Annotated in this window: 15 protein-coding genes, 1 tRNA gene and 1 other RNA gene; 4 read left to right on the forward strand and 13 right to left on the reverse strand. The window is 67.9% G+C overall.

Going from position 1 to position 22,508, the window contains the following annotated elements:
• Positions 1-260 precede the first annotated feature (260 nt).
• The 5 genes from E3O22_RS01070 to E3O22_RS01090 form a co-directional block, all read right to left on the reverse strand.
• Entirely contained in the window at positions 261-1,730 is a 1,470-nt protein-coding gene (locus E3O22_RS01070; protein WP_134395684.1) for a malate:quinone oxidoreductase, read from the reverse strand.
• Between the two features lie 99 nt (positions 1,731-1,829).
• Entirely contained in the window at positions 1,830-2,282 is a 453-nt protein-coding gene (locus E3O22_RS16215; RefSeq protein ID WP_134395685.1) for a DUF1801 domain-containing protein, read from the reverse strand.
• A complete protein-coding gene (locus E3O22_RS01080; protein ID WP_134395686.1) occupies positions 2,279-4,801 on the reverse strand; it encodes an EAL domain-containing protein in 2,523 nt (840 codons plus the stop codon). Before E3O22_RS01080 ends, E3O22_RS16215 begins: the two co-directional genes overlap by 4 nt.
• A 40-nt stretch (positions 4,802-4,841) precedes the next feature.
• Entirely contained in the window at positions 4,842-5,885 is a 1,044-nt protein-coding gene (locus E3O22_RS01085; protein WP_370448436.1) for an aspartate-semialdehyde dehydrogenase, read from the reverse strand.
• A 339-nt stretch (positions 5,886-6,224) separates the two neighbouring features.
• Complete coding sequence (locus E3O22_RS01090; RefSeq protein WP_134395690.1) at positions 6,225-7,562, reverse strand: aspartate kinase; 1,338 nt, start codon at positions 7,560-7,562, stop codon at positions 6,225-6,227.
• Between the two features lie 202 nt (positions 7,563-7,764).
• Here E3O22_RS01090 and E3O22_RS01095 point away from each other — a divergent pair, with 202 nt between their 5' ends.
• Together E3O22_RS01095 and E3O22_RS01100 are read left to right on the forward strand one after the other, a co-directional pair.
• Entirely contained in the window at positions 7,765-8,397 is a 633-nt protein-coding gene (locus tag E3O22_RS01095; RefSeq protein WP_134395692.1) for a TetR/AcrR family transcriptional regulator, read from the forward strand.
• 51 nt (positions 8,398-8,448) lie between these two features.
• Positions 8,449-9,426 carry a DUF5692 family protein gene (locus E3O22_RS01100; RefSeq protein WP_134395693.1) on the forward strand — a complete coding sequence of 326 codons (978 nt, stop codon included), beginning with the start codon at positions 8,449-8,451 and terminating at the stop codon, positions 9,424-9,426.
• 76 nt (positions 9,427-9,502) lie between these two features.
• On the opposite strand, the gene recR is transcribed toward E3O22_RS01100, so the two are convergent.
• From recR to E3O22_RS01115, 3 genes are all read right to left on the reverse strand, one after another.
• Positions 9,503-10,102: a recombination mediator RecR gene (gene recR, locus E3O22_RS01105; protein ID WP_104099829.1), complete on the reverse strand. Its 600-nt coding sequence runs from the start codon at positions 10,100-10,102 to the stop codon at positions 9,503-9,505.
• Positions 10,103-10,105: 3 nt separating this feature from the next.
• Entirely contained in the window at positions 10,106-12,799 is a 2,694-nt protein-coding gene (locus E3O22_RS01110) for a DNA polymerase III subunit gamma and tau (protein ID WP_134395714.1), read from the reverse strand.
• Between the two features lie 191 nt (positions 12,800-12,990).
• The gene (locus E3O22_RS01115) at positions 12,991-13,401 is read right to left on the reverse strand and encodes a YccF domain-containing protein (RefSeq protein WP_134395695.1); all 411 of its coding nucleotides are present in this window, start codon (positions 13,399-13,401) and stop codon (positions 12,991-12,993) included.
• 602 nt (positions 13,402-14,003) lie between these two features.
• On the opposite strand from E3O22_RS01115, the gene E3O22_RS01120 reads away from it, so the two are divergent.
• On the forward strand, positions 14,004-14,906 hold the full coding sequence (locus tag E3O22_RS01120; protein ID WP_134395697.1) for a type IV toxin-antitoxin system AbiEi family antitoxin domain-containing protein: 903 nt from the start codon (positions 14,004-14,006) through the stop codon (positions 14,904-14,906).
• Between the two features lie 430 nt (positions 14,907-15,336).
• Here E3O22_RS01120 and E3O22_RS01125 read toward each other — a convergent pair whose 3' ends face one another.
• The 4 genes from E3O22_RS01125 to ffs form a co-directional block, all read right to left on the reverse strand.
• On the reverse strand, positions 15,337-16,551 hold the full coding sequence (locus tag E3O22_RS01125; RefSeq protein ID WP_134394925.1) for an acetate/propionate family kinase: 1,215 nt from the start codon (positions 16,549-16,551) through the stop codon (positions 15,337-15,339).
• Entirely contained in the window at positions 16,548-18,809 is a 2,262-nt protein-coding gene (gene pta / locus E3O22_RS01130; RefSeq protein ID WP_134394924.1) for a phosphate acetyltransferase, read from the reverse strand. The genes E3O22_RS01125 and pta overlap by 4 nt, the downstream gene beginning before the upstream one ends.
• A 3-nt stretch (positions 18,810-18,812) precedes the next feature.
• Entirely contained in the window at positions 18,813-21,281 is a 2,469-nt protein-coding gene (locus E3O22_RS01135; RefSeq protein ID WP_134394923.1) for a phosphoketolase, read from the reverse strand.
• Between the two features lie 143 nt (positions 21,282-21,424).
• Positions 21,425-21,521, reverse strand: an RNA gene (gene ffs / locus E3O22_RS01140) — signal recognition particle sRNA small type.
• Between the two features lie 151 nt (positions 21,522-21,672).
• On the opposite strand from ffs, the gene E3O22_RS01145 reads away from it, so the two are divergent.
• Positions 21,673-21,760, forward strand: a tRNA-Ser gene (locus tag E3O22_RS01145).
• A 474-nt stretch (positions 21,761-22,234) separates the two neighbouring features.
• Here E3O22_RS01145 and E3O22_RS01150 read toward each other — a convergent pair.
• The gene (locus tag E3O22_RS01150) at positions 22,235-22,477 is read right to left on the reverse strand and encodes a ferrous iron transport protein A (RefSeq protein ID WP_134394922.1); all 243 of its coding nucleotides are present in this window, start codon (positions 22,475-22,477) and stop codon (positions 22,235-22,237) included.
• Positions 22,478-22,508 lie beyond the last annotated feature (31 nt).

Below are 22,508 nucleotides of genomic sequence, written 5' to 3' on the forward strand. Positions count from 1 at the left end.
TCTCCTGAGTTAGCCCCACCACGGGCCGGGTGTCGAGGCTCTGGGGCGAGCCGGCGACGGGCGTGACGGATGCGGCGGCGCGGCATCCGTTCGGAGCAGCAGTGTGAGCTAACTTCGGAGAAATTCGCGACACGCCGGTTGACGCGCCCGCCAGGACGGCGTGTTGCGAAAAACTCCGAAGTTACGGGCGGAGAACAGGCACCCGCAGCCCACGGGCACGGGCAACCCCCGCACCCCGGGCAACCCCCGCCCACAACCTCCTATGCGGTCAGATTCAGCACGGCCGCGGTCGCGGCGAGCGACGCGGCGGCAACAGCCGGGTCGTCGGAGAGCTTCGTGCCGAGGCTCGGGATCATCTCGCGCAGCTTGGGTTCCCAGGCCGGGTACTGCTCGGGGAAGCAGCGCTTGATCAGGTCCACCATGATCGGGGCCGCGGTCGAGGCTCCCGGGGAGGCGCCGAGCAGCCCCGCGATGGTGCCGTCGGCCGAGGTGATGACCTCGGTGCCGAACTGCAGCACGCCGCCCTGCTCCGGATCCTTCTTCATGACCTGCACGCGCTGTCCGGCGGTGATGAGTTCCCAGTCGCCGAGCTTCGCGGTCGGGATGAACTCCTGCAGCGCCTTGAGCTTCGTCTTCTTTGAGGCGAACACCTCGCCGATCAGGTACTTCATCAGGCCAAAGTTGTGCGCGGCCACAGCCAGCATCGGCCCGATGTTGTGCACCCGGATCGAGAAAGGCAGGTCGAGCCAGCTGCTCGACTTGAGGAACTTGGGGGTGAAGCCGGCGTACGGTCCGAACAGAAGCGAGGTCTCTCCCTCGACGACGCGGGTGTCGAGGTGCGGCACCGACATGGGTGGAGCACCCTTCGCCGCCTTGCCGTAGACCTTCGCGTGGTGCTGGGCGACGAGCTTCGGGTTCGTGGTGCGCAGGAACTGACCGCTGATCGGGAACCCGCCGAAGCCCTTGATCTCGGGGATGCCGCTCTGCTGCAGCAGCGCCAGGGCGCCGCCGCCCGCACCGACGAAGACGAACCGGGCGTTGACGACGCTCGGGTGGTTGCCGACCAGGCGGCGCAGGTTGAGCTTCCACGAGCCATCCGTGAGCTGTTTCACACCGGTGACCTGCTGGTTCGTGTGCACGCCCACGCCCTCGGCGGCGAGGTTCGCGAAAAGGTAGCGGGTGAGGGCGCCGAAGTCCACGTCGGTGCCGGACACGATTCGCGTCGCAGCGATCTTCTGGTTCTTCGGGCGCTTCTGGGTGAGGAGCGGGGTCCAGGTGCCGATCACGGACGGATCCTCGCTGTATTCCATGCCCGCGAAGAGGGGCTCGCCCTGGAGTGCCGCGAACCGCTTGCGCAGGTATTCGACGCTGCTCTTGCCGTGCACGAAAGTCATGTGCGGGGTGGAGTTGATGAAGTTGGTGGGCTCGGGCAGCACGCCCGTCTCGACCAGGTGCGCCCACAGCTGGCGGCTGATCTGGAACTGCTCGTTGATCGCCACGGCCTTGGCCGCGGTCACCGAGCCGTCCTTCGATTCGGGCATGTAGTTCAGCTCGCACAGAGCCGCATGGCCGGTGCCCGCGTTGTTCCACGGGTTGGAGCTTTCCTGAGCGACTTCCCCCAATCGCTCGTAAACCTCGATGCTCCAGTCGGGCTGCAACTGCTTGATCAAGGTACCGAGGGTGGCGCTCATGATGCCGCCACCAATAAGAACGACATCAATCTTCGCCATTGGATTCACCCTTCCACCATATCGGTGGCAACGGATGCCTCCCGCCGGAACGCAGGCACATCAGGTCACGGTTGGCTCGGCAACGAGCTCAAAAGCGGCTCAGCCGCGACTCTTCACGAGCTCGTAGTTGGCGATGAAGTCGTCGACGGACACGCTCGCGACCTCGCGCACGATCAGGTCGAGATCGAGGTCGGCCAGCGTCTTGAACCGCACGCAGCTGTTGCCCATGTTCAGCGTGCGTCCGGTGGCGTCCCATTGGGAGCGGAACGCGGCATCCTTCTCGGGAAAGCTGGAGAGGCCCATCAGGTAGAGCGAGTTGTAGTGCTTCTGCGCGGCCAGGCTCACATAGACGAGCGGCTGTTTGTTGTCGGTGTTCGGCAACAGCTCCAGCGGAACCGCCCAGCCGAGCATGCCGCCGTAGATGCCGAGCCGATACCCCGCGGGCATGGCATCGCGCACGACGTCGAGCACCGGGTAGATCACCGCCCGACGCTCGGGTTCGAGGTCGAAAACAATCGTCTCCACCTCGAACGGAACCGGTTCTGTGCTCATGAAGCAAGCGTAATGCCGAGCCTCGGCACGACCGCACGGGCGCCGTGCAACTCCAGCCGCGACAGGGTCTTCTCAAAGCTCTCCGGCACGCCGTAGTGGAACCCCTGCGCGCTACGGATGCCCAGCGCACTCAGGTGGTTCGCCATCGCATCGTTCTCCACACCCTCGACGATCATCGAGTACTCGAGGTTGTCACCGAAACCCTGCAGGGCGGTGAGCACCTCCCGCTGGCGGATGTCGTCGAGGTCATCGACCAGGCTGCGGTCGATTTTGAGGATGTCCATGGGCATCCGCACCAGGGCGTCGACCGACGAATCCTGGGAACCGTAGTCGTCGAGCGCGATCATCATGCCGAGGTCGCGCAGGCGGTCGGCCTGGGCACGGATGGCGGGGGTGACCTTGGTCATCGACCGCTCGTTGAGCTCGAGGCAGAGCGAGATGCCGGGGTAGCGGTCGGCGAGCTCCTCGATGTAGTTGCCCACACGCTCGGGCAGGATCTGCCCGGCCTCGACGTTGATGGTCATGCACACCACGCGCGGCTCGACCAGCCGGAAGTCCGCGGCGGCGGCCATGGCCTTCACGGCCACCTGGCGGGTCATCGCGTCGAGCCGGCCGAGGCCCTTCGCCTTCTCGACGATCGACGGTGGCGATAGCGGGCCGAGGTCCGGGTCGGTGTACCGCACGAGGGCTTCGAACGCCCAGATCTGCCCGGTGACGAGGCTGACGATGGGCTGGAAGGCCAACTCCAGCAGGTCCTCGTCGATGGCGTGGGCGATGATGTCGTTCATCTGCGAGGAGCGGTGGCTCGAGATGTTGAGGCTGCTCTCCTTCGACGGGCCGCCGCGCCGCCGGGATTTCTTGATCGCGAGCATCGACCGGTCGGCATCCTGGACCAGCTGGTTGACGTCGGTTTCTCGGTGCGCCGAGTAGGCCAGGCCCACGCTGATGATCGGGCTGTGGGTCGTCTGGCCGATGAGCATCGGCTCCCCGGAGACCACCAGGATGCGCTCGGCGATGGACTTCGCCTCGGCCAGCGACGCCAGGTGAGTGAGGATGATCACGAACTCGTCGCCGCCGACCCGGGCGACCACGTCATTCGGGCGCACCACGGCGCTCAGCCGACGCCCGAGCTCGCGCAGCACCTCATCGCCGGTCTGGTGGCCGAACCGGTCGTTCAGTCGTTTGAACTCGTCGAGGTCGATGAACAGCACGGCCAGGGCTTCGGAGTAGTCCCGGTGGTCGTTGATGTTCGCCAGGGCCTCCTGGAACGCGCCGTAGTTGGGCAGGCTCGTGAGCGGATCGGTGTTGGCGCGCAGGGTGAGGCCGGCGATGTTGCGGCGGGCCCGCACGACCATCTCGGCGGTCGTGGCCAGGGCCTGGAGGGCGCGGCGGTCGTTGCCGGTGAAGGCGCCGTCCATGGCGTCGCGCCGGGCCACGATGTACTGGTCCGGCCCGATGGCGCCGGCCAGCGGCAGCAGCATGCTGATCTCGCCGGGCTGAGCGGGCTCGCTGCGCACGATGACGGATTCGGCACCGATCGCATCCGCCACCACGCGGCGCAGCAGGTCGGTGACGGCCGCCGGGGAGCCGGGCTCGGGGTCCGGGGCGGCGGCGGCACTCATGACGGGGCAGGTGTTGTCGGCGGCGCTCGTGATGGCGGTAGCGCTCGTGGCGCCGATGTCCGTGGTGGCTGGGCTCGTGGGGTTGACCCGCCCGGAGGGCTCGGTGCCCGGGTCGGCGGCCAGCGCGCTCGTGGCGGCGACCATGCCGGCCAACCGGTGGCGCATGACCGCCATCACCGTGAAGACCTTGACCACGGAGGCGACGATCATCAGGGCGAACAGCACGATAACGGCATCGAGCGTGTTGGTGACCTCCACCAGGAACGGCAGCCCCACGACGCTCCAGTGCGCGGCCGTCACCGTGACCACGGCGGTTCCGACCAGCACCAGCAGAACCCGCAACGGCGACAGGGGGCGCCCGCCGCTGCGCCGACCGAGCGGGCCGGCGACAAAGCGCTGGCGCAGCGCCTCGGTCGCGATGATGAAGAAGACATAGCCCACGGATGCCGCGGCCACGCCCGCCAGAATCGGCAGTCCGCCCGCGCCGAACCAGGTGAACAGGCCGATGGCGACGAGGGCGCCGGCACCCTGCAGGCCGGCGCTGTAGAGCGCGACGGATGCCCGCCCGGACTCGATCAGGATGGCCAGCAGAACGCCGAGCGCGATCAGCCCGGCCGAGACCGGCAGGGAGAGGGTCGAAGCCAGCGCCGGCAGCGCCAGGACGGGGAGGCTGATCATCGGGCTGCGGTGCGCCACGGCGCCCACGCGCACCCAGGTGAGTTCGAGGGTGGCCGCGCAGACCACGCCGACCCCGGCGATCAGCCAGCTGTCTGAGGGGTCATTCAGGAGCAGCACGAATGACGTGGCAATGAGAGCGAGGCCGACGCTGGCGAACACGAGGAAAGCCAGGCGTTTAACGCCTCTGGAGTTCCGAATCTCGCCCACGAGGTCTGACACTAGCGGAGTGTGCGGCCGGTCATACACCACCACGCTGAGGTCAGCGGGCGAGCAGGTCCGCGGCGACGAGTTCCGCAATCTGCACGGCGTTGAGGGCCGCACCCTTACGAAGGTTGTCGCTGGTGATGAACAGGGCCAATCCACGCCCGTTCGGCACGCCGCGGTCCTGACGCACGCGGCCGACGAAGCTCGGGTCCTGGCCGGCCGCTTCGAGGGGTGTGGGGACATCCGTCACGACCACGCCCGGGGCGGTGGCGAGCAATTCGAGGGCGCGGGCGACGGTCAACGGGTTGGCGAACTCGGCGTTGATCGAGAGGGCGTGGCCGGTGAAGACGGGCACGCGCACGCAGGTGCCGGAGACGAGCAGATCGGGCAGCTCGAGGATCTTGCGGCTCTCGTTGCGGAGCTTCTTCTCCTCGTCGGTCTCGAATTCGCCGTCGTCGACGATGGAACCGGCCAGCGGGATCACGTCGAACGCGATCGGGCGGGCGTAGACGATGGGTGCCGGCATGGGCACAGCGGACCCGTCGTGCACCAGCTGGAGCAGGTTGTCGCTCAGCGCGGCGGCGCGCACCTGGCTGGCGAGCTCGCGGGCGCCGGCCAGGCCGCTGCCGGAGACCGCCTGGTAGGTACTGACGATCAGGCGCTCGAGGCCGGCCTCGTCGTGCAGCACCTTCAGCACGGGCATGGCCGCCATGGTGGTGCAGTTCGGGTTCGCGATGATGCCCTTGGTGGCGAGCTTGATGGCTTCGGGGTTGACCTCGCTGACGACCAGCGGCACGTCGGGGTCCATCCGCCAGCCGGAGGAGTTGTCGATCACGGTGACGCCGGCCGCCGCGAACCGGGGAGCCTGAATTTTCGAGAGCGTCGCGCCGGCGGAGAAGATGGCCACGTCGAGTCCGCTGGGGTCGGCGGTGGCGGCGTCTTCGACGACGATCTTCTCGCCCTTGAAGTGCAGCACGGAGCCGGCGGACCGGGACGACGCGAAGAAACGGATGCCTCCGACCGGGAAGTTCCGTTCCTCGAGCAGGCTGCGCACGACGGCGCCGACCTGGCCGGTGGCCCCGACGACGCCGATCTGGATTCCTGTGGTGCTGGTTGCTGCGGTGCTGGTTGCTGCGGTGCTGTTTGCTGCGGTGCTGTTCACTGTGTTTCCTCCGCTGGATGCCGTGGCTGCTGGTGCTGGTGGTCTCGCTCTCGCGCGTGCCCTTGCTCGTGCCCCTGCCCTTGCCCTTGCCCTTGCCCTGTGGCTAACTCAGGAGATTCTCGCGATTTGGCCCGAATTCCGGCCGGATCGCGCCTGTGTGCTCTGATTCTCCTGAATTAGCCCCAGGGAAACCGGTTGAACGGGGTCAGGGTGGGGTGGGTCAGGGTGGGGTGAGTCGGGGTGGGGGCCGAGCCCGGCTGGGCCGACGGGCGCCGGCTAGCGGCCGGTGCCGCCGTGCACGACGGCGTCGTTGGTGGAGTCCAGGCCGAATGCGGTGTGCACGACCCGCAGCGCCTGGTTGATGGTGTCGGCGCGGGTGACCACGGAGATTCGGATCTCGCTGGTCGAGATCATTTCAATGTTGATCCCGGCCTCGAACAGCGCCTCGAACAACTTCGCGGACACGCCCGTGTTGGTGCGCATGCCGGCGCCGACGAGCGCGAGCTTGCCGATCTGGTCGTCATACTGCAGACCGGCGAACCCGACGTTGGCCTGCTCGTTGCTCAGCGCGGTCAGCACCTGCTGGCCCTCCGATTTGGGCAGGGTGAAGGAAATGTCGGTCAGTCCCGTGGACGCGGCCGAGACGTTCTGCACGATCATGTCGACGTTCGCGTTGGTCTTCGCGACGATTTTGAAGATCTGCGCGGCTTTGCCCGGAATGTCGGGAACGCCGACGACCGTGACCTTGGCTTCGCTCAGGTCGGCGGCGACCCCGGCGATGATTGGCTCTTCCACTATCTCTCCATTCGCGGATGCGTTATTGGGATGTGTGCGCTCGGTGGCCGACGAATTCGGGATCGCGACATGCGGGCTCGTGGTATCGGGGTTGTAGACGATGGTTCCCACGTTGTTGTTGAACGAGGACCGCACATGCAGCGTCACACCGTGCCGACGCGCATATTCCACCGCCCGAATATAGAGGACCTTCGCCCCCGCGGCGGCGAGTTCGAGCATTTCCTCGCTGGAGATGCGGTCGAGTTTGTGCGCGCGCGGAACGACGCGCGGGTCGGCGGTGAAGACGCCGTCGACATCCGTGTAGATTTCGCAAATATCGGCGTTGAGCGCGGCGGCCAGCGCGACGGCGGTCGTGTCGGAGCCGCCGCGGCCGAGCGTGGTGATGTCTTTGGTGTCGCGATTGAAGCCCTGGAAGCCGGCGACAATCGCCACGGCACCATCGTCGAGGGCATCGCGGATGCGCCCGGGAGTCACGTCGACGATGCGGGCGGCGCCATGTTGGGCATCCGTGATCATGCCGGCCTGACTGCCGGTGAAGGAGCGAGCGTCGTAGCCCATGCTCTTGATCGCCATGGCGAGCAGTGCCATCGAGATGCGCTCGCCCGCGGTGAGGAGCATGTCGAGCTCGCGCGGCGCGGGGATCGGGGTGACCTGATGCGCAAGGTCGAGCAACTCGTCGGTGGAGTCTCCCATCGCGGAGACGGCGACGACGACCTCGTTGCCCGCTTTGCGGGTGTCGACGATGCGTTTGGCCACACGTTTGATGCTTTCGGCGTCGGCGACGGATGATCCGCCGAACTTCTGCACGATCAAGCTCACGTGGCACTCCAAGGGTTCGGGTACGCGGGCACAGGCAAGCTCCCATCATAAATGCTGTTGTATTCGACAGCGGCCATGTGACGGTGTGCGGCAACCATTGACACCCCGTCATTGACACTATGTTAATCACGGTCGTAGGATCGGGGCAGAAGGCGGATCCCGCCCCGCCACGCGGTTCGACCCAGTTGCCGAGGAGGCTCCGATGCCCGACGAGTTCACATCGAAAGCGCCGGTGCCGGTGCCGGTGCCGGTGCGCCAGAGCAAGCAGCCGGACGAGCGCCGGGACGACATTCTGCGTGCCGCCCGGGAACTGGTCGCCGAGCGCGGCGTGGCCCGCGTGAAGATCACCGACATCGCCGCCCGGGTCGGCGTCACCCGCGGCCTGATCTACCACTACTTCCCGGACAAAGACGCGATCATCGACCTCATCTGCGAGGACCACATCGCGGAGTTCGTGACCGACCTCAACCTCTGGGACGCCGCCCGCATCCCCGGCGACATCGACCGCGCGCTGGTCGACTGCGTGGCACTGTTCCGTCACCACCTGCATCGCACCGACCTCTTCCGCGAGGAGCTCGGCCGCACCGAGTACGCGGGGCTCTACAACGAGTTCGTCGACCGGGCCGTCAAGGCCGTCGTCGACCGGCTGCAGGTCACCACCGTCGAGGCCTACGCGCGGCGGCACAAGATCCGGATCGACAACGTCTCCGAGGTGTTCTCTGTGCTGGTGTTCGGGCTGATCGGGCTCGTGCGTTCCAAGCCCACCGTCTCGGACGATGTGCTCGTGGCGATTGTGCGCCAGACGCTCCACCTCGACCACAACGCGCCGGCCTAAGACTTTTCCTGCAGCACCACTTTTTCACCCAGTACAAAGGAGTATCTGCATATGTTCCTATTCGACACCATTCCGTGGTCGTCGACCCTGATGTGGGTCGCGGTCGTCGCGGGGCTGATGATCGCCAACGAGGTCGCACGGTCGAGCAAATGGGCGTCGCTGGCACTGTTTATCGCGCTGCCGGTGGCGCTGACGATCTTCGTGTGGCCCACCACCGCGGGCGCCGGGTCCAGCACGGGCACCTGGTTCCACTGGGTCAAGGTCTACTCGGCACTCGCCGGATGCCTGGGCTTCATGGCCATCCGTTTCATTCCGCGTCTGGCCAAGAACCGGTACGCGCTGATGTTCCCCGCGTTCATTCTGGCGCTCAACATCTTCGAGGCCGTGATTCGCGACTTCCAGGTCTACGGGCTGAACGGGATGGTCGACGGAGTGTTCATGGTGGGCGGGCCGTGGAACATCATGAACGGTATCGCCGGGCTGCTGAACCTGCTCACGATCTGCGGCTGGGCCGGGATCATCATCAGCCGCGGCCCCAAGAAGGACATGATTTGGCCGGACATGCTGTGGTTCTGGATCATCGCCTACGACCTCTGGAACTTCGCCTACGTCTACAACGCGGTCGGCGACCACTCGTTCTACGCCGGCGCGGCGCTGCTCGTGTCGTGCACGATCCCCGCCTTCTTCATCAAGCGCGGCGCCTGGCTGCAGCACCGCGCGCAGACCCTGGCGTTCTGGATGATGTTCACCATGGCCTTCCCGACCTTCGTGTCGAGCTCGCAGTTCGCAGTGAAGTCGTCGCACGACCCGGTCGCCCTATTCTGGGTGAGCGCCGTGGCCCTCGCGGCCAACATCGCCGTGGTGGTCTACCAGATCTACACGATCGTGAAGAGACGCCGCAACCCGCTCACCGACGAGCTGTTCACGCACCTGCCCGCGTACCGCACGGTGCTCGAAGCGAACAAGCCGCTGGTGCCGGCGGCTGCTGCTCCGGCCGCGCCCCCGCGGGCGACCGCCAGCGCGAAATAGAACGCCGTAACTGCGGAGAATTTCGCGACACGCGGCATCCGTCGCCTGGCCACGCGGCGGGCAGGCGGCGCGGGGGCTAGTTCGTGACGGTACGGCGGCCCTCGAAGGCCCGCCCGAGGGTGACCTCGTCGGCGTACTCGAGGTCGCCGCCGACCGGCAGCCCTGACGCGAGCCGGGAGACCTTGATCTCGAGGGTGGTCAGCAGGCGCGACAGGTAGGTCGCGGTCGCCTCCCCCTCGAGGTTCGGGTCGGTGGCGATGATGACCTCCTGCACCGTGTTGTCGGCAAGGCGCTGCATCAGCTGACGGATGCGCAGGTCGTCCGGTCCGACGCCGTCGATGGGGCTGATCGCCCCGCCGAGCACGTGGTAGAGCCCCTTGAATTCGCGGGTGCGCTCGATCGCGACGACGTCCTTGGCCTCTTCCACCACGCAGATCATCGCCGGATTGCGGCGCGGGTCGCGGCAGATCATGCAGGTCTTCTGCTCGGACACGTTGCCGCAGATGTCGCAGAACTTCACCTTGTCGCGCACCTCGAGCAGCACGTTGGCGAGCCGGGTCACGTCGAACTGCTCGGTCTGCAAGATGTGGAACGCGATCCTCTGCGCGGACTTGGGCCCGATTCCGGGCAGCGTACCGAGCTCGTCGATCAGTTCCTGAACGATGCCTTCGTACATGGTTTAGTCGCCTCTGGTTCGGGATGCCGGATCGTGCGGCTGTTCTTCGAGGAAGGTGGCGCCGAGGATTTCGCGCACCACCGACTCGCCATAGCGCTGCTTCTCCGCAAAGGCGGGCCCGCGACGGGCAATGGATGCTTCGCCGCCGGCCCGGTTCGGAGCCTGCACCTGGGTGCGCGGCGGGGTTCCGGGCTGGGCGCCGTTCGGGTGCAGGTCCGGCGGGAATTCCTCGTCGTAGGGCGGGGGCTCGTCGTCGTAGGGCGGCTGCGGCTCAGGGTCTCGTCCGGACGCGGGAAGCGTCGTGGGCGCCGGCGCGCTCGACGTGGAACGCGGGACGGTCCGCGGTGCGGATGCGTGCGCGCGGTCATCGGGGGTCGCAGCGGGGGTCGCAGCGGAGGCCCCAGCGAAGGCATCAGACGCAGGTGCAGCGGTTTCAGCAGTCGGGGCTGACCCCGGGATGGCCACCGTGGCCCAGCCGGTGCCGGCATCCGAGGGACTCGGGATGGCAGCGGTCGCCCAGCCGGTCGCGGGCGAGGCGACCGCCGGGCTGGCGATTGCGCGGCTGGTCACCGTGGGACTGGCAGCCGTCGGGCTGCTGACCGTGGGGCTGGTCACCGTAGGGCTGGCGGCCGATGCCGCAGGCGCTTCTGGCGCGTCAACCTTGCCAACGCCGGCCGGTGCGGAACCGGCTACAGCGTTCACGGCGGCAGCCGGATCGGGGTCGGCGACAGCAGCAGCCCGGTCGGCGTCGGCGTCGGCGTCGGCAGCAGCCGGATCGGGGTCGGCGTCGGCGGGTGACGCCTCGTCGGTTGTTGTAGCAGCAGCAGCAGACTTGGGTATCGTCCTGGAGCCGGAGTCGCCGTTTCCGGACCCGGCTGCGGCCGAGCCGCTGACGGTTGCGGCCTGCGCGACAGGGCTCCGCGCGGTGGAGTCCTGCACGCCGAAACCTGACCCCGGGGAGAACGGGGCGACCGGTGCCGGAGCGGGGGCGGATGCGTTGGGGGTGGCTGGAGCATCCGTTCTCGGGGAGTCGACCCGGGCGGTGAGCTGGGGCGTGAAGCCGAGCACCTCGTTGACGGCGCGCTTGAGATAGTCGCCGACGCCCTGCCCGGGGGCCGCCGACTGCTTGAGTCCGGCGACGTCGTTCTGGCTCGGGAAGGAGAGCACCAGCAGGTCGCCGCCACGTAGTTCCATGGCGCGGGCCGTGTAGAGCACGAGCCAGGCGCTGATCTTGGCGGCCTTGACTGCCTCGAGGATCTGCGGCCAAGAGTCCTTTACCTGCTGCAGGGTGACGGGTCCGACAGGGCGGGGCGGGGCCGCGGCTTGGGTCGCGGGCGCAGCGGCAGCAGGCGCGGCGGCAGAAGCTGCAGCACCAGACGCACCGCCGGAGACCGCGGGCCGGCCGGAGGCATGCGTCGCCGAGACCGCAGCCGCGCGCGGGGGCGAGCCGACCGGGCTGGTGGCTGGGGCATCCGTCGCCGGGCTGCCGCCGGGATCAGAACCAGACCCAGACCCGGAACCCGAACCGGAACCGACCCCGATGCGGCGCTCGAGGCGTTCGACTCGGGCGAGCGCGCCGCGGGTGGAATCGTCGCTCGCGGGGATGAGCACGCGGGCGATCATGAGTTCGAGGTGCAGGCGGGGGCTGGTCGCGCCGGTCATCTCGGTGAGGGCGGCGTTGATCACGTCGGCGGTGCGGGAGAGCTCGGCGGGGCCGAACTTCGCGGCTTGCACGGCCATGCGGTCGAGTTCCTCCTGCGGCACGCCGCGCAGCACGGCGGCAGCGGCGGCGGCACTCGTGGCGCCCACGATGATGAGGTCGCGCAGGCGTTCGAGCAGGTCTTCGACGAAGCGGCGCGGGTCCTGGCCGGTCTGCACGACCCGGTCGACGGCGTCGAACGCGGCGGACGGGTCGCGGTCGGCGATCGCGTCGATTGACTCGTCGAGCAGCGACGCGTTCGTGTAGCCGAGCAGCGCCACGGCGCGGTCGTATTCGACGGAGTGCCCGTCGGATCCGGCCATCAGCTGATCGAGCAGCGACAGGGTGTCGCGCGGCGACCCGCCGCCGGCCCGCACCACGAGCGGCAGCACGCCCGGCGCGACGGTCATCTGCTCGGTGTCGCACATCTGCTGCACGTATTCGAGCATCGGCCCGGGCGGCACGAGCCGGAACGGGTAGTGATGCGTGCGCGAACGGATGGTGCCAATCACCTTTTCGGGCTCGGTTGTCGCGAAGATGAACTTGACGTGCTCGGGCGGCTCTTCGACGATCTTCAGCAGCGCGTTGAAGCCCTGCGGCGTGACCATGTGCGCCTCGTCCAGGATGAAGATCTTGTATCGGTCGCGGGCGGGAGCGAAAATTGCGCGCTCACGGATGTCCCGGGCATCGTCGACCCCGTTGTGGCTGGCCGCGTCGATCTCGACCACGTCGAGGGATCCGCCGCCGTCGCGGGACAGCTCCACACAGCTCGGGCAGACCCCGCACGGTGTGTCGGTGGGGCCCTCGGCGCAGTTCAGGCAGCGCGCGAGAATGCGGGCGGATGTCGTCTTGCCGCAACCTCGGGGCCCGCTGAACAGATAGGCGTGATTCACCCGGTTCGTGCGCAAGGCCGTCATCAGCGGATCGGTCACCTGAGACTGACCGATCATTTCGGCAAAAGTCTCGGGCCGGTAGCGGCGATACAGGGCGGTAACCACGAGGTCAATCGTAGCCGGAGCCACTGACAGTGCGGTGTGGGGTGGGGTGGGGTGAGGTGAGGTGTGGGTGGGGTGAGGTGTGGGGTGAGGGGTGGGTGTGGGTGGGGTGGGGTGAGGTGAGGTGAGGTGGCGTGTGTAGCGGGGCGGGCGACATCCGTTTGCCAGGCGGGCGAGGCTCAGGCGCGGCGGGCTCAGGCGCGGCGCGCGACGGCCTGGTCGAACGCGCCGGGGCGATTGCTCACGATTTGCTTGCCGAGGGGCGCGAGCGAGACCGCCACCATCTTGAAGTCGGCGATGCCGAGGGGGATTCCGATGATAGTGAGGCAGAGCGCGATTCCCGAGACGATGTGCGCCAGCGCCAGCCACCAGCCCGCGAGGATCACCCAGATCACGTTGCCGATGAACGAGAACGCTCCACTGGTGGGTTTGGCCACGACGGTGCGGCCGAACGGCCAGAGCGCGTAGGCGGCGATGCGGAACGACGCGATGCCCCACGGGATCGTAACGATCAGCACGCAGAGCAGAATGCCCGCGGCGAGGTAGCCCAGGAACAGCCAGAACCCGCTCAGCACGAGCCAGATCACGTTCAGGAGTGTGCTCACGCGAAAATACTACCCGCGCCGGAGGTGGAGGTCGCGGAATTGGAATCGGGCGTGGCGAGCGCGGACATCCGTCGCCGGCCGCGTGTTGCCCTCCCGGCTCCCGACTCCCGGCTCCCGGCTCCCGGCTCCCGGCTCCCGGCTCCCGGCTCCCGGCTCCCGGCTCGACACTAAACTCGGAGATTTTCGTAACACGCCGCCCACAGCGCCCACGGATGCGGCGTGTCCCGAAAATCTCCGACTTTGCTTCACCCGCGAGGCCCAGCGAAGAACAAAGAACAAAGAACAGCCGGGAGGAGAGCGGACCAGGCGAGCAAAGCATCCGTCGCCGCCACGACCGGGCTCGACTCTAAACTCGGAGAATTTCGCAACACGCCGCCCACGGCGCCCACGGATGCGGCGTGTGCCGAAAATCTCCGACTTTGCATCACTCGCGTGGCCCAGCGCAGAACAAAAACAGCCGGTGGCCGACAACCGCACCCGCACCCCCGCCACGCGCCCACGGGCACCCACACGGCACTCCCCCACAGGCAGCCGGGGCAAAACCTTCTCCCCAGGCCGCCACTCCCCCGGGAGAGGGCCGGGCCCGCGGGCATCCTGAACGAATGCGCAGCACAGCGACCCTCATCTGCACCCTCGGACACGCCGCCATGACCGACGAACTGCTCCGGCTCGGCGTCGCTCCCCGGCAGCTGCGCATGGCCATTGCGCGCGGAACCGTCGTGCGCGCCGCGCGGGGCGTCTACCTCTGCGCCCACGCCGACCGCGACCAGCGCGATGCCGCCGTTGCCCACGGCCGGATCAGCTGCCTCAGCGCCCTGCGCCGGGCCAACGTCTGGGCCGGAATCGACCGTTCGCTGCACCTGCAGGTGCCCGCGCACGCGACCGGCACTCGGCCCGTGCGGGATCAGGGCGGGCAGCGAATCCACTACCACTGGGCGCAGCCGCGGTTCCCGGAAACCACCGAGCGATCCTGGCTGGTCTCGCCGATGGAGGCGGTCTGGCAGGCCATCCACTGCCTCGACGAGGAGCATGCGATCGCCTGCCTCGAGTCGGCGGTGCACGAGGGATTCCTCACGATCGACCAGGTGCGCGAGCTGTGCGCACGGGCGCCGGTCCGGCTGGCGGGAGGCATTTGCGAGCTGGAATTCACCTCGGGCTCCGGCATGGAGACGATCGTGCGGCGTCGGCTGCGGCATGTGGGCTACTCGGTGGTGGCGCAGGTGAAGGTGGCAGGCATCGGCGACGAAGATCTCGTCGTCGAGGACTGCGTCGCCATCGAAACCGACGGCGAGAAATGGCACGGCCCCGACCGTTTCCACGCCGACCGCATTCGCGACCTCAAGACCGAGGCCCTCGGACGCCGGTCGATCCGGCTCACCCAGGACCAGGTGCTCTACGAGTGGGAGACCACGCTCGCCGCCATCGCGCGCGTCGTGACGGATGCCCAGCGCGAGCAGTCCCGCCGCTTCGGCCGCCTCCTCACGCGGCGCGACGACCCCGTCTGATCGGTCGGGCAGCGCGGGCGCGAGTGCTGCGCGGGTGCGAGCGCGGGGGCAGCGCGGGCGCTGCGCCGCGCCGCTCCGCCCCGCTCCGCCTCAGGCGTGCCATGAGCGCAGCGGCGCAGCAGCCGCGCGGGGCCCATGCTGATGTCGCGGGGCCGGCCCGCCGCAACCGCCGCGCCCACGGACCAGCCCGACCCATGACGAACGTAACCTCGGAGAAAATCGCGACACGCCGCATCCGCAACCCACGGATGCCGCGTGTCGCCAAAAACTCCGAAGTCACGCAACCCCGCACCGCGCACCCCGCATCCCGAGCGCCCCAATCCCCCACACGCCAATCGGCCGCCCCCGAAACCCGGAAACGGCCGATCAACGAAAGCATCAACCCAAGCATCAACGAGACACAGGAGCCGAAACCCCTGCCAGCGAACCCCTACACCGACGGATGCGTGCGCTTGATCGTCCCCAGCGTCTGCCGGGCGATCTCCAGCTCCTCGTTCGTCGGGATGACGAGCACGGTTACCCGGGAGTTGTCCGTGGAGATCACGCGCGGCGCGCGGGACTTGGCTTCGTTACGCACGGGGTCGATTTCGATCCCCATGCCCTCGAGTCCGGCCAGGGCGCCCGCGCGCACGATCGGTGAGTTCTCGCCGACCCCCGCGGTGAAGACGATGACGTCCACGGTTCCGAGCTGCGCGTAGTAGTTGCCGACATAGCCTTTGATGCGGTGGAAGTACACGTCGAGGGCAGCCTGGGCGACCGGGTCGCCCGCGACCGCGGCATCCTCCACGTCGCGCATGTCGCCGTTGCCGGCCAGGGCCAGCATGCCGCCGCGGCGGTTGAGCAGGTCGTCGAGCTCGGCGGTGGTCATCCCGGCCCGGCGGCGCAGGTGGAAGATCACGGCCGGGTCGATGTCGCCCGAGCGGGTGCCCATCACGAGCCCCTGCAGCGGGGTCATACCCATGGAGGTGTCGATCGATTCTCCGCCGTCGACGGCACACACGGATGCCCCGTTGCCCAGGTGCAGCACGATCGTCTTGAGCTCGGCCAGGGGTCGGTCGAGATAGGCCGCCACGGCCTCCGAGACGAACTTGTGCGAGGTGCCGTGGAAGCCGTACTTGCGCACGCGGTACCGCGTCGCGATGTCTTTGTCGATCGCGTAGGTGTACGCGGCCGGCGGCAGCGTCTGGTGGAACGCGGTGTCGAACACGGCGACGTGGGGCACGTTCGGGAAGCTGGCGCGGGCGGCACGGATGCCCTGCACGTTGGCCGGGTTGTGCAGCGGAGCGATCTCGGAGAGGTCCTCGATGTTCAGCTCGACCAGGTGGGTGATCTCGGTCGGCTCGAAGAACCGGTTGCCGCCCTGCACCACGCGGTGGCCGACGGCGATCAGGTTCGCCTCGGACAGCTTCGGACCGTGCTCGGCGAAGGCCTCGATCATCACGGCGAAGCCGGCGGTGTGGTCCATGATCGGCAGGTCGCGCTCGGTGCGGCCGTCCTTCGACGTGCCCGCGGTGTGCCGTGAGTGCCCGATCGGCTCGCCGATGCGCTCGACCAGGCCGCTGGCGAGCTCGGTTTCGGTGTCCATGTCGATCAGTTGGTACTTGAACGAGGACGATCCGGAGTTGACGACCAGGATGGCGGTCATGCGGACACCGCCACTGCGGCCGAAGCGGAAGATGCCGCACCGGAAGCCGAAGCTGCCGGGGCGCCGGACTCGGACGCTGCGAGCGTCGCGGCCTGGATCGCGGTGATGGCTACGGTGTTGACGATGTCCTGCACTAGTGCTCCTCGAGAAAGGTCATTGATGGGTTTGCGCAGGCCCTGGAGGACGGGGCCGATGGCCACTGCTCCGGCGCTCCGCTGCACGGCCTTGTACGTGTTGTTGCCCGTATTCAGGTCGGGGAAGATGAAGACGGTGGCACGGCCGGCAACAGCCGAACCGGGCATCTTCGTGGCGGCGACGGCGGCATCCGCTGCCGCGTCGTACTGGATGGGACCCTCGATCAGGAGGTCGGGGCGACGCTCCCGCACGAGGGCGGTGGCGGCCCGCACCTTGTCCACGTCGGCACCCTGACCGGACTCGCCGGTCGAGTAGCTCAGCATGGCGATGCGCGGCTCGATACCGAACTCGACGGCCGTTTCCGACGCCGAGATGGCGATGTCGGCGAGCTGCTCCGCGGTGGGGTCGGGGTTCACCGCGCAGTCGCCGTAGACGAGCACCTTGTCGGCCAGCGCCATCAGGAACACGCTGGACACGACCGAGACTCCCGGACGCGTCTTGATGATCTGCAGGCTCGGCCGGATGGTGTGCGCCGTGGTGTGCGTCGCCCCGGACACCATGCCGTCCGCCAGCCCGAGCTGCACCATCATGGTGCCGAAGTAGGAGACGTCGGTGACGAGTTCCATGGCCTGCTCGACCGTGACGCCCTTGTGGGCGCGCAGCTTCGCGTACGCCTCCGCGAACTTGCGCCGCAGCACGTCGTCGAAGGGGCTCAGAACCTGCGCCTTGGAGATGTCCAGGCCGAGGCCGATGGCACGCGAGCGCACCTCGAACTCCTCACCGAGAATCGTGATGTCGGCCACATCGCGGGCCAGCAGGGTCGCGGCGGCGCGCAGCACGCGGTCGTCGTCCCCTTCGGGCAGCACGATGCGCTTCTGGTTGGTGCGTGCGCGTTCGAGCAGCATGTACTCGAACATCAGCGGCGTCACCACGTCGGCGCGGCTCACCTTGAGCCGGTCGAGCAGCACGGATGCCTCCACGTGGCCTTCGAAGAGCGCCAGCGCCGTGTCGCGTTTGCGTTGCGAGTCGGCGGCCATCCGTCCGGGCGTGTGCGTGATGCGCAGCGCGGCGTCATAGGAGTTCAGCTCGGTGCTGATGATCGGAACCGAGGCGTCGAGCCCCTCGACGAGCCGCCCGATCTCTTCGGGCAGGGCGAAGCCGCCGACCAGCACGATGCCGGCGATCGACGGGAACGTCGCGGACGAGTTCGCCATCAGAACGGCCAGCAGCACCTGCGGGCGGTCGCTGGGAACCACAACCACGGCGCCTTCGAACAGGCGCGGCAGCACGTTGACCATCGACATGGCCGCCACGACCACGCCGAGCGCCTCCCGGGACAGCAACGCGGGGTCACCCTTGACGAGCGTGCCGTCGGTGGCCTTGAGGATGCTCTTCATGCTCGGAGCCACGAGGAACGAGTCTTCGGGCAACGCCCAGACCGGCACCGCGTTGCGCCCGTTGCCGGGCAACGCGACGGCGTCGATGACGCTCCGCACGGCGTCGATGAGCTCATCGAGCCGAGTCGGATCGGCGCGGTTGACGATCACGCCGAGCAGTGAGACGTGCTCGTCGCGCAGTTCGGCCAGGGTCACGTCGGTCAATTGGCGGATGTCCTCGGCCGTGCGCGGGTCGCTCTGCCCGAGCTGCCGGTCACCCTGGCTGAGCGTGTCGCGCTGGCCGGGACCGACCCGCCCGCCGAGGACCAGCAGCACCGGCACCCCCAGGTTGGCGGCGATGCGCAGGTTGAAGGCGAGCTCGGTGGGACTGCCGACATCCGTGTAATCGGAGCCGATCACGACCACCGCGTCACACTGGGCCTCGACGGCCTTGAAGCGCTGCACGATGCGGCCAAGGGCCGCGTCGGGGTCGAGGTGCACCTCGTCGTAAGTGACGCCGACGCAGTCGTCATAGGTCAGCGGGGGCTGCACGGTGAGCGCAGACGCACTGGACAGGTGCGAGAGCAGCAGCTCGAGCACGTAGTCGGGGTGGTGCGCCGAGCGGGCCACGGGCCGGAACACGCCGACGCGCTGCACCGAACGGAGCAGGGTGTCGAGCACGCCCAGGGCGATGGTGGATTTGCCGGTGTTTCCCTCGGCAGAGGTGATGTAGATACTGTCAGCCACGATTTATACGTTGTCTCCGCCGGTGGAGACACCGGCATTGTCGGGGGTCACGCCGACGCCATCGGCGTCCCAGACCCATTCGGTGACGGCGGGGATGTCTTCCCCGTGGTCGCGGGTGTAATTGCGGGCCCGGAGGCGGGCATCCTGCATCTCCTGGCGAAGCAGGGCGGCGCGGGCGCCGAGTCCGGGAACCCGGTCGATGACGTCCATCACCAGGTGGTACCGGTCGAGGTCGTTGAGCATGACCATGTCGAACGGTGTGGTGGTGGTGCCGTTCTCCTTGTAGCCGCGGGCGTGCAGGTTGCCATGCCCGTTGCGCTTGTAGGTCAGGCGATGGATCAGCCACGGATACCCGTGGTAGGCGAACACGATCGGCTTGTCGGCCGTGAAAATGGCGTCGAACTCGTTGTCGCTGAGGCCGTGCGGGTGGTCCGCCTCGGACTGCAGGCGCATCAGGTCAACGACGTTCACGACGCGCACCGACAGGTCGGGCAGCCATTCCCGGAGGATGGCGGCCGCGGCCAGTACTTCGAGGGTGGGCACCTCGCCGGCGGCGGCCAGCACGACGTCGGGTGAGGTGCCGAACGTCTCGGTTCCGGCCCAGTCGAAGATGCCCAGACCCCGCTTGCAGTGCGCGACGGCCTGGTCCATGGTGAGCCAGTTCGGCGCGGGCTGCTTGCCGGCGACGACCACGTTGACGTAGTCCACGCTGCGCAGGCAGTGGCTGTAGGTGGCGAGCAGCGTGTTGGCGTCGAACGGCAGATAGACGCGCACGACATCCGCACTCTTGTTCACGACGTGGTCGATGAATCCGGGGTCCTGATGCGAGAACCCGTTGTGATCCTGGCGCCAGACGTGCGAGCTGAGCAGGTAGTTCAGGCTCGAGATGGAGCGGCGCCACGGGATCTCGCGGGTGACCTTGAGCCACTTCGCGTGCTGGTTGAACATCGAGTCGACGATGTGAATGAAGGCCTCGTAGCAGTTGAACAGGCCGTGACGGCCGGTGAGCAGGTAGCCCTCCAGCCAGCCCTGGCACTGGTGTTCGCTGAGCATCTCCATCACGCGGCCGGCGCGGGCGAGGTTCGTGTCACCCTCGTGGAATTCCGCGTTCCACTGCTTGTCGGTGGCCGCGTAGACGGCCGGGGCGAGGCGGTTGGAGGCCGTCTCGTCGGGCCCGAAGATGCGGAAATTGTCGGGGTTGTCACGGATGACGTCGGCCAGCCAGGTGCCGAGAACCTTGGTCGCCTCATCGGTGGTGGCGCCCGGGGAGGGGACATCCACCGCGTACTCCCGGAAGTCGGGCAGCTTCAGCGCCCGGCGCAGCAGCCCGCCGTTGGCGACCGGGTTGGCGCTCATTCGCAGGTCGCCCGCGGGAGCCAGCGACGAAACCTCTGCCACGGGGGCGCCGCTCGCATCGAAGAGTTCGCCCGGCCGGTAGGAGGACAACCACTCTTCGAGCAGTCGGGTGTGCGCCTCGGTGTCGCGGGCGTTGCTCAGCGGCACCTGGTGCGAACGCCAGGAGTCGACGACCTGCACCCCGTCGATGACGGGCGGGCAGGTCCAGCCCTTGGGCGTGCGCAGGATGATCATCGGCCAGCGCGGCCGCTCGGTGTCGCCGGCGAGGGCGCGCGCCTTGATCGCGGCGATCTCGTTGAGCACCTCGTCGAGGGTGAGCGCCATGCGCTGGTGCACGAGGAGGGGATCCTCGCCGTCGAAGCCACCGGCGACGATGTAGGGCTTGTGGCCGTAGCCGCGCATCAGGTCTAGGAGCTCCTCTTCCGGGATGCGGGCGAGCACGGTGGGGTTGGCGATCTTGTACCCGTTGAGGTGCAGGATCGGCAGCACGACGCCATCCTGAAGCGGATCGATGAACTTGTTCGAGTGCCAGCTGGTGGCCAGCGGGCCGGTCTCGGCCTCGCCGTCGCCGACGACCGCGGCGACCAGCAGGTCGGGGTTGTCGAACGCGGCGCCGTAGGCGTGGCTGAGCGCGTAACCAAGCTCGCCGCCCTCGTGGATCGAGCCGGGCGTCTCGGGCGACGCGTGACTCGGAATGCCGCCGGGGAACGAGAACTGGCGGAACAGGGCCTTGACGCCCTGCTCGCTCTGGTCGACGCCGGAGTAGATCTCGGAGTACGTGCCGTCGAGGTAGGCGTTGGCCACCATCCCGGGGCCGCCGTGGCCGGGGCCGGTGACGTAGAGGGTGCTGATCGACCGTTCCTGGATGGCCCGGTTCAGGTGTGCGTAAAGGAAATTGAGTCCCGGGGTGGTTCCCCAATGGCCGAGCAGACGAGGCTTAATGTGGTCTCGCGTGAGCGGCTCACGCAATAACGGGTTGTCGAGCAGGTAGATCTGCCCTACCGACAGGTAGTTGGCGGCCCGCCACCAGGCATCGACGCTGGCAAGCGCTTCAGCGCTGAGCGGATGCGGTGACCGGTCTGGCCAGAGAAAGGGTTTACCGAATGTTTCAGCCATGGTGCCTCCAGGCACTATCGGGGCGGGGGCGTTAACTGCGCCATCTCATCTTACGAGATGAGGCGAAATCGTTATCATTGCTAACGGCCTGCGGCTGTGGCGGGGCTGGGCTGGGCTGGGCTGTTTCTCCGGTGCGCGGGCATGAAAAAGACTCCTCGCGCACCCACCAGAGCCCGGTTACCCTTGCTACGTTTCCGTCCTGGGGGAGTTGGCCGAGATGGCGCCACACGAGGAGCCGACCCTCAGTTTAGACGCAAAGCCGACGAGGCCGAAAACGGGCCGATTCTGGGTCGATTCCGAGCCTGTACCGGGCGGCCGGGGTGAGTGTGCACGGAGGCCGCCGGAAACAGGTAAGATTCTCTAGGTCGTTCCTTGAGGGAACGTTCGGCCAGGAGAATTCGCCTAGTGGCCTATGGCGCACGCTTGGAAAGCGTGTTGGGTGAGAGCCCTCGGGGGTTCGAATCCCCCATTCTCCGCCAAATCGTACTGCAGCACGTGCGCGGGTACCAGTCTCGACGCCCTCGACAATTAACTCTCGGGGGTGCGAATCTTCCGCCCCCGCAGTGCTGCTTCCCTGCTCGGATGGGGCTAACTCAGGAGATTCAAGCCGCACGCGGACATCCACCGCCTGATGCCGGGGCAGAAACCGCAACTAGCCGAGGTTCTCCTGAGTTAGCCACCGACCCGCGTGCACAGCTCCCGCACATTCTGCCGGATGTGGCCAATAGAGGCCTGGAACAGCCCCCCGCCGAGAATTGGCAGGAGTTATGCACGACGCGAGGCTCCGACTGCGCCCGGCATGGGGCCAATTCAGGAGATCCGGGCGGACCGCTCTGCCGTGGCCGCAGACCAGTGCGGAGCAGCCTGCGGCCGCTCACGGATCTCCTGAGTTGGCCACGGGAGTGTCGGGGCAGGTCCGGCGAGCACCGGCGACCACCGGCGAGCATCGGGGACTAGTCGGCGAGCGGATGCCGCGGCGCACGCGGCGCGGGCGGCGGCGGCACCGGCTTCGCGGCCACGACATCGGCGAGCGCGAGGGCGACCAGACCGCGTTTGGTCTCAACTATGCACCCGGTGTCGGAGACGGACCGCAAGTAACCCACGGCATCGGTGACCCCGCCCTCGATGCGGGTGCGCACCACGATTCGGGTTCCGAGGGTGGTACTGGAGACGAATTGGGCGGCGGCGAGGCTCATCCGGCTGAGCCTACTCTTCGAGCCCGAGCCG

The organism is Cryobacterium sp. TMT2-18-2 (assembly GCF_004402245.1).
GTDB classification, from domain to species: Bacteria; Actinomycetota; Actinomycetes; order Actinomycetales; family Microbacteriaceae; genus Cryobacterium; species Cryobacterium sandaracinum.

Excerpts from the sequence above, each read along its gene's own strand:
- E3O22_RS01070 (WP_134395684.1), bottom strand. The coding sequence starts at position 1,730 with ATGGCGAAGATTGATGTCGTTCTTATTGGTGGCGGCATCATGAGCGCC.
- E3O22_RS16215 (WP_134395685.1), bottom strand. The coding sequence starts at position 2,282 with ATGAGCACAGAACCGGTTCCGTTCGAGGTGGAGACGATTGTTTTCGAC.
- E3O22_RS01095 (WP_134395692.1), top strand. The coding sequence starts at position 7,765 with ATGCCCGACGAGTTCACATCGAAAGCGCCGGTGCCGGTGCCGGTGCCG.
- E3O22_RS01100 (WP_134395693.1), top strand. The coding sequence starts at position 8,449 with ATGTTCCTATTCGACACCATTCCGTGGTCGTCGACCCTGATGTGGGTC.
- recR (WP_104099829.1), bottom strand. The coding sequence starts at position 10,102 with ATGTACGAAGGCATCGTTCAGGAACTGATCGACGAGCTCGGTACGCTG.
- E3O22_RS01120 (WP_134395697.1), top strand. The coding sequence starts at position 14,004 with ATGCGCAGCACAGCGACCCTCATCTGCACCCTCGGACACGCCGCCATG.
- E3O22_RS01125 (WP_134394925.1), bottom strand. The coding sequence starts at position 16,551 with ATGACCGCCATCCTGGTCGTCAACTCCGGATCGTCCTCGTTCAAGTAC.
- E3O22_RS01135 (WP_134394923.1), bottom strand. The coding sequence starts at position 21,281 with ATGGCTGAAACATTCGGTAAACCCTTTCTCTGGCCAGACCGGTCACCG.
- E3O22_RS01150 (WP_134394922.1), bottom strand. The coding sequence starts at position 22,477 with ATGAGCCTCGCCGCCGCCCAATTCGTCTCCAGTACCACCCTCGGAACC.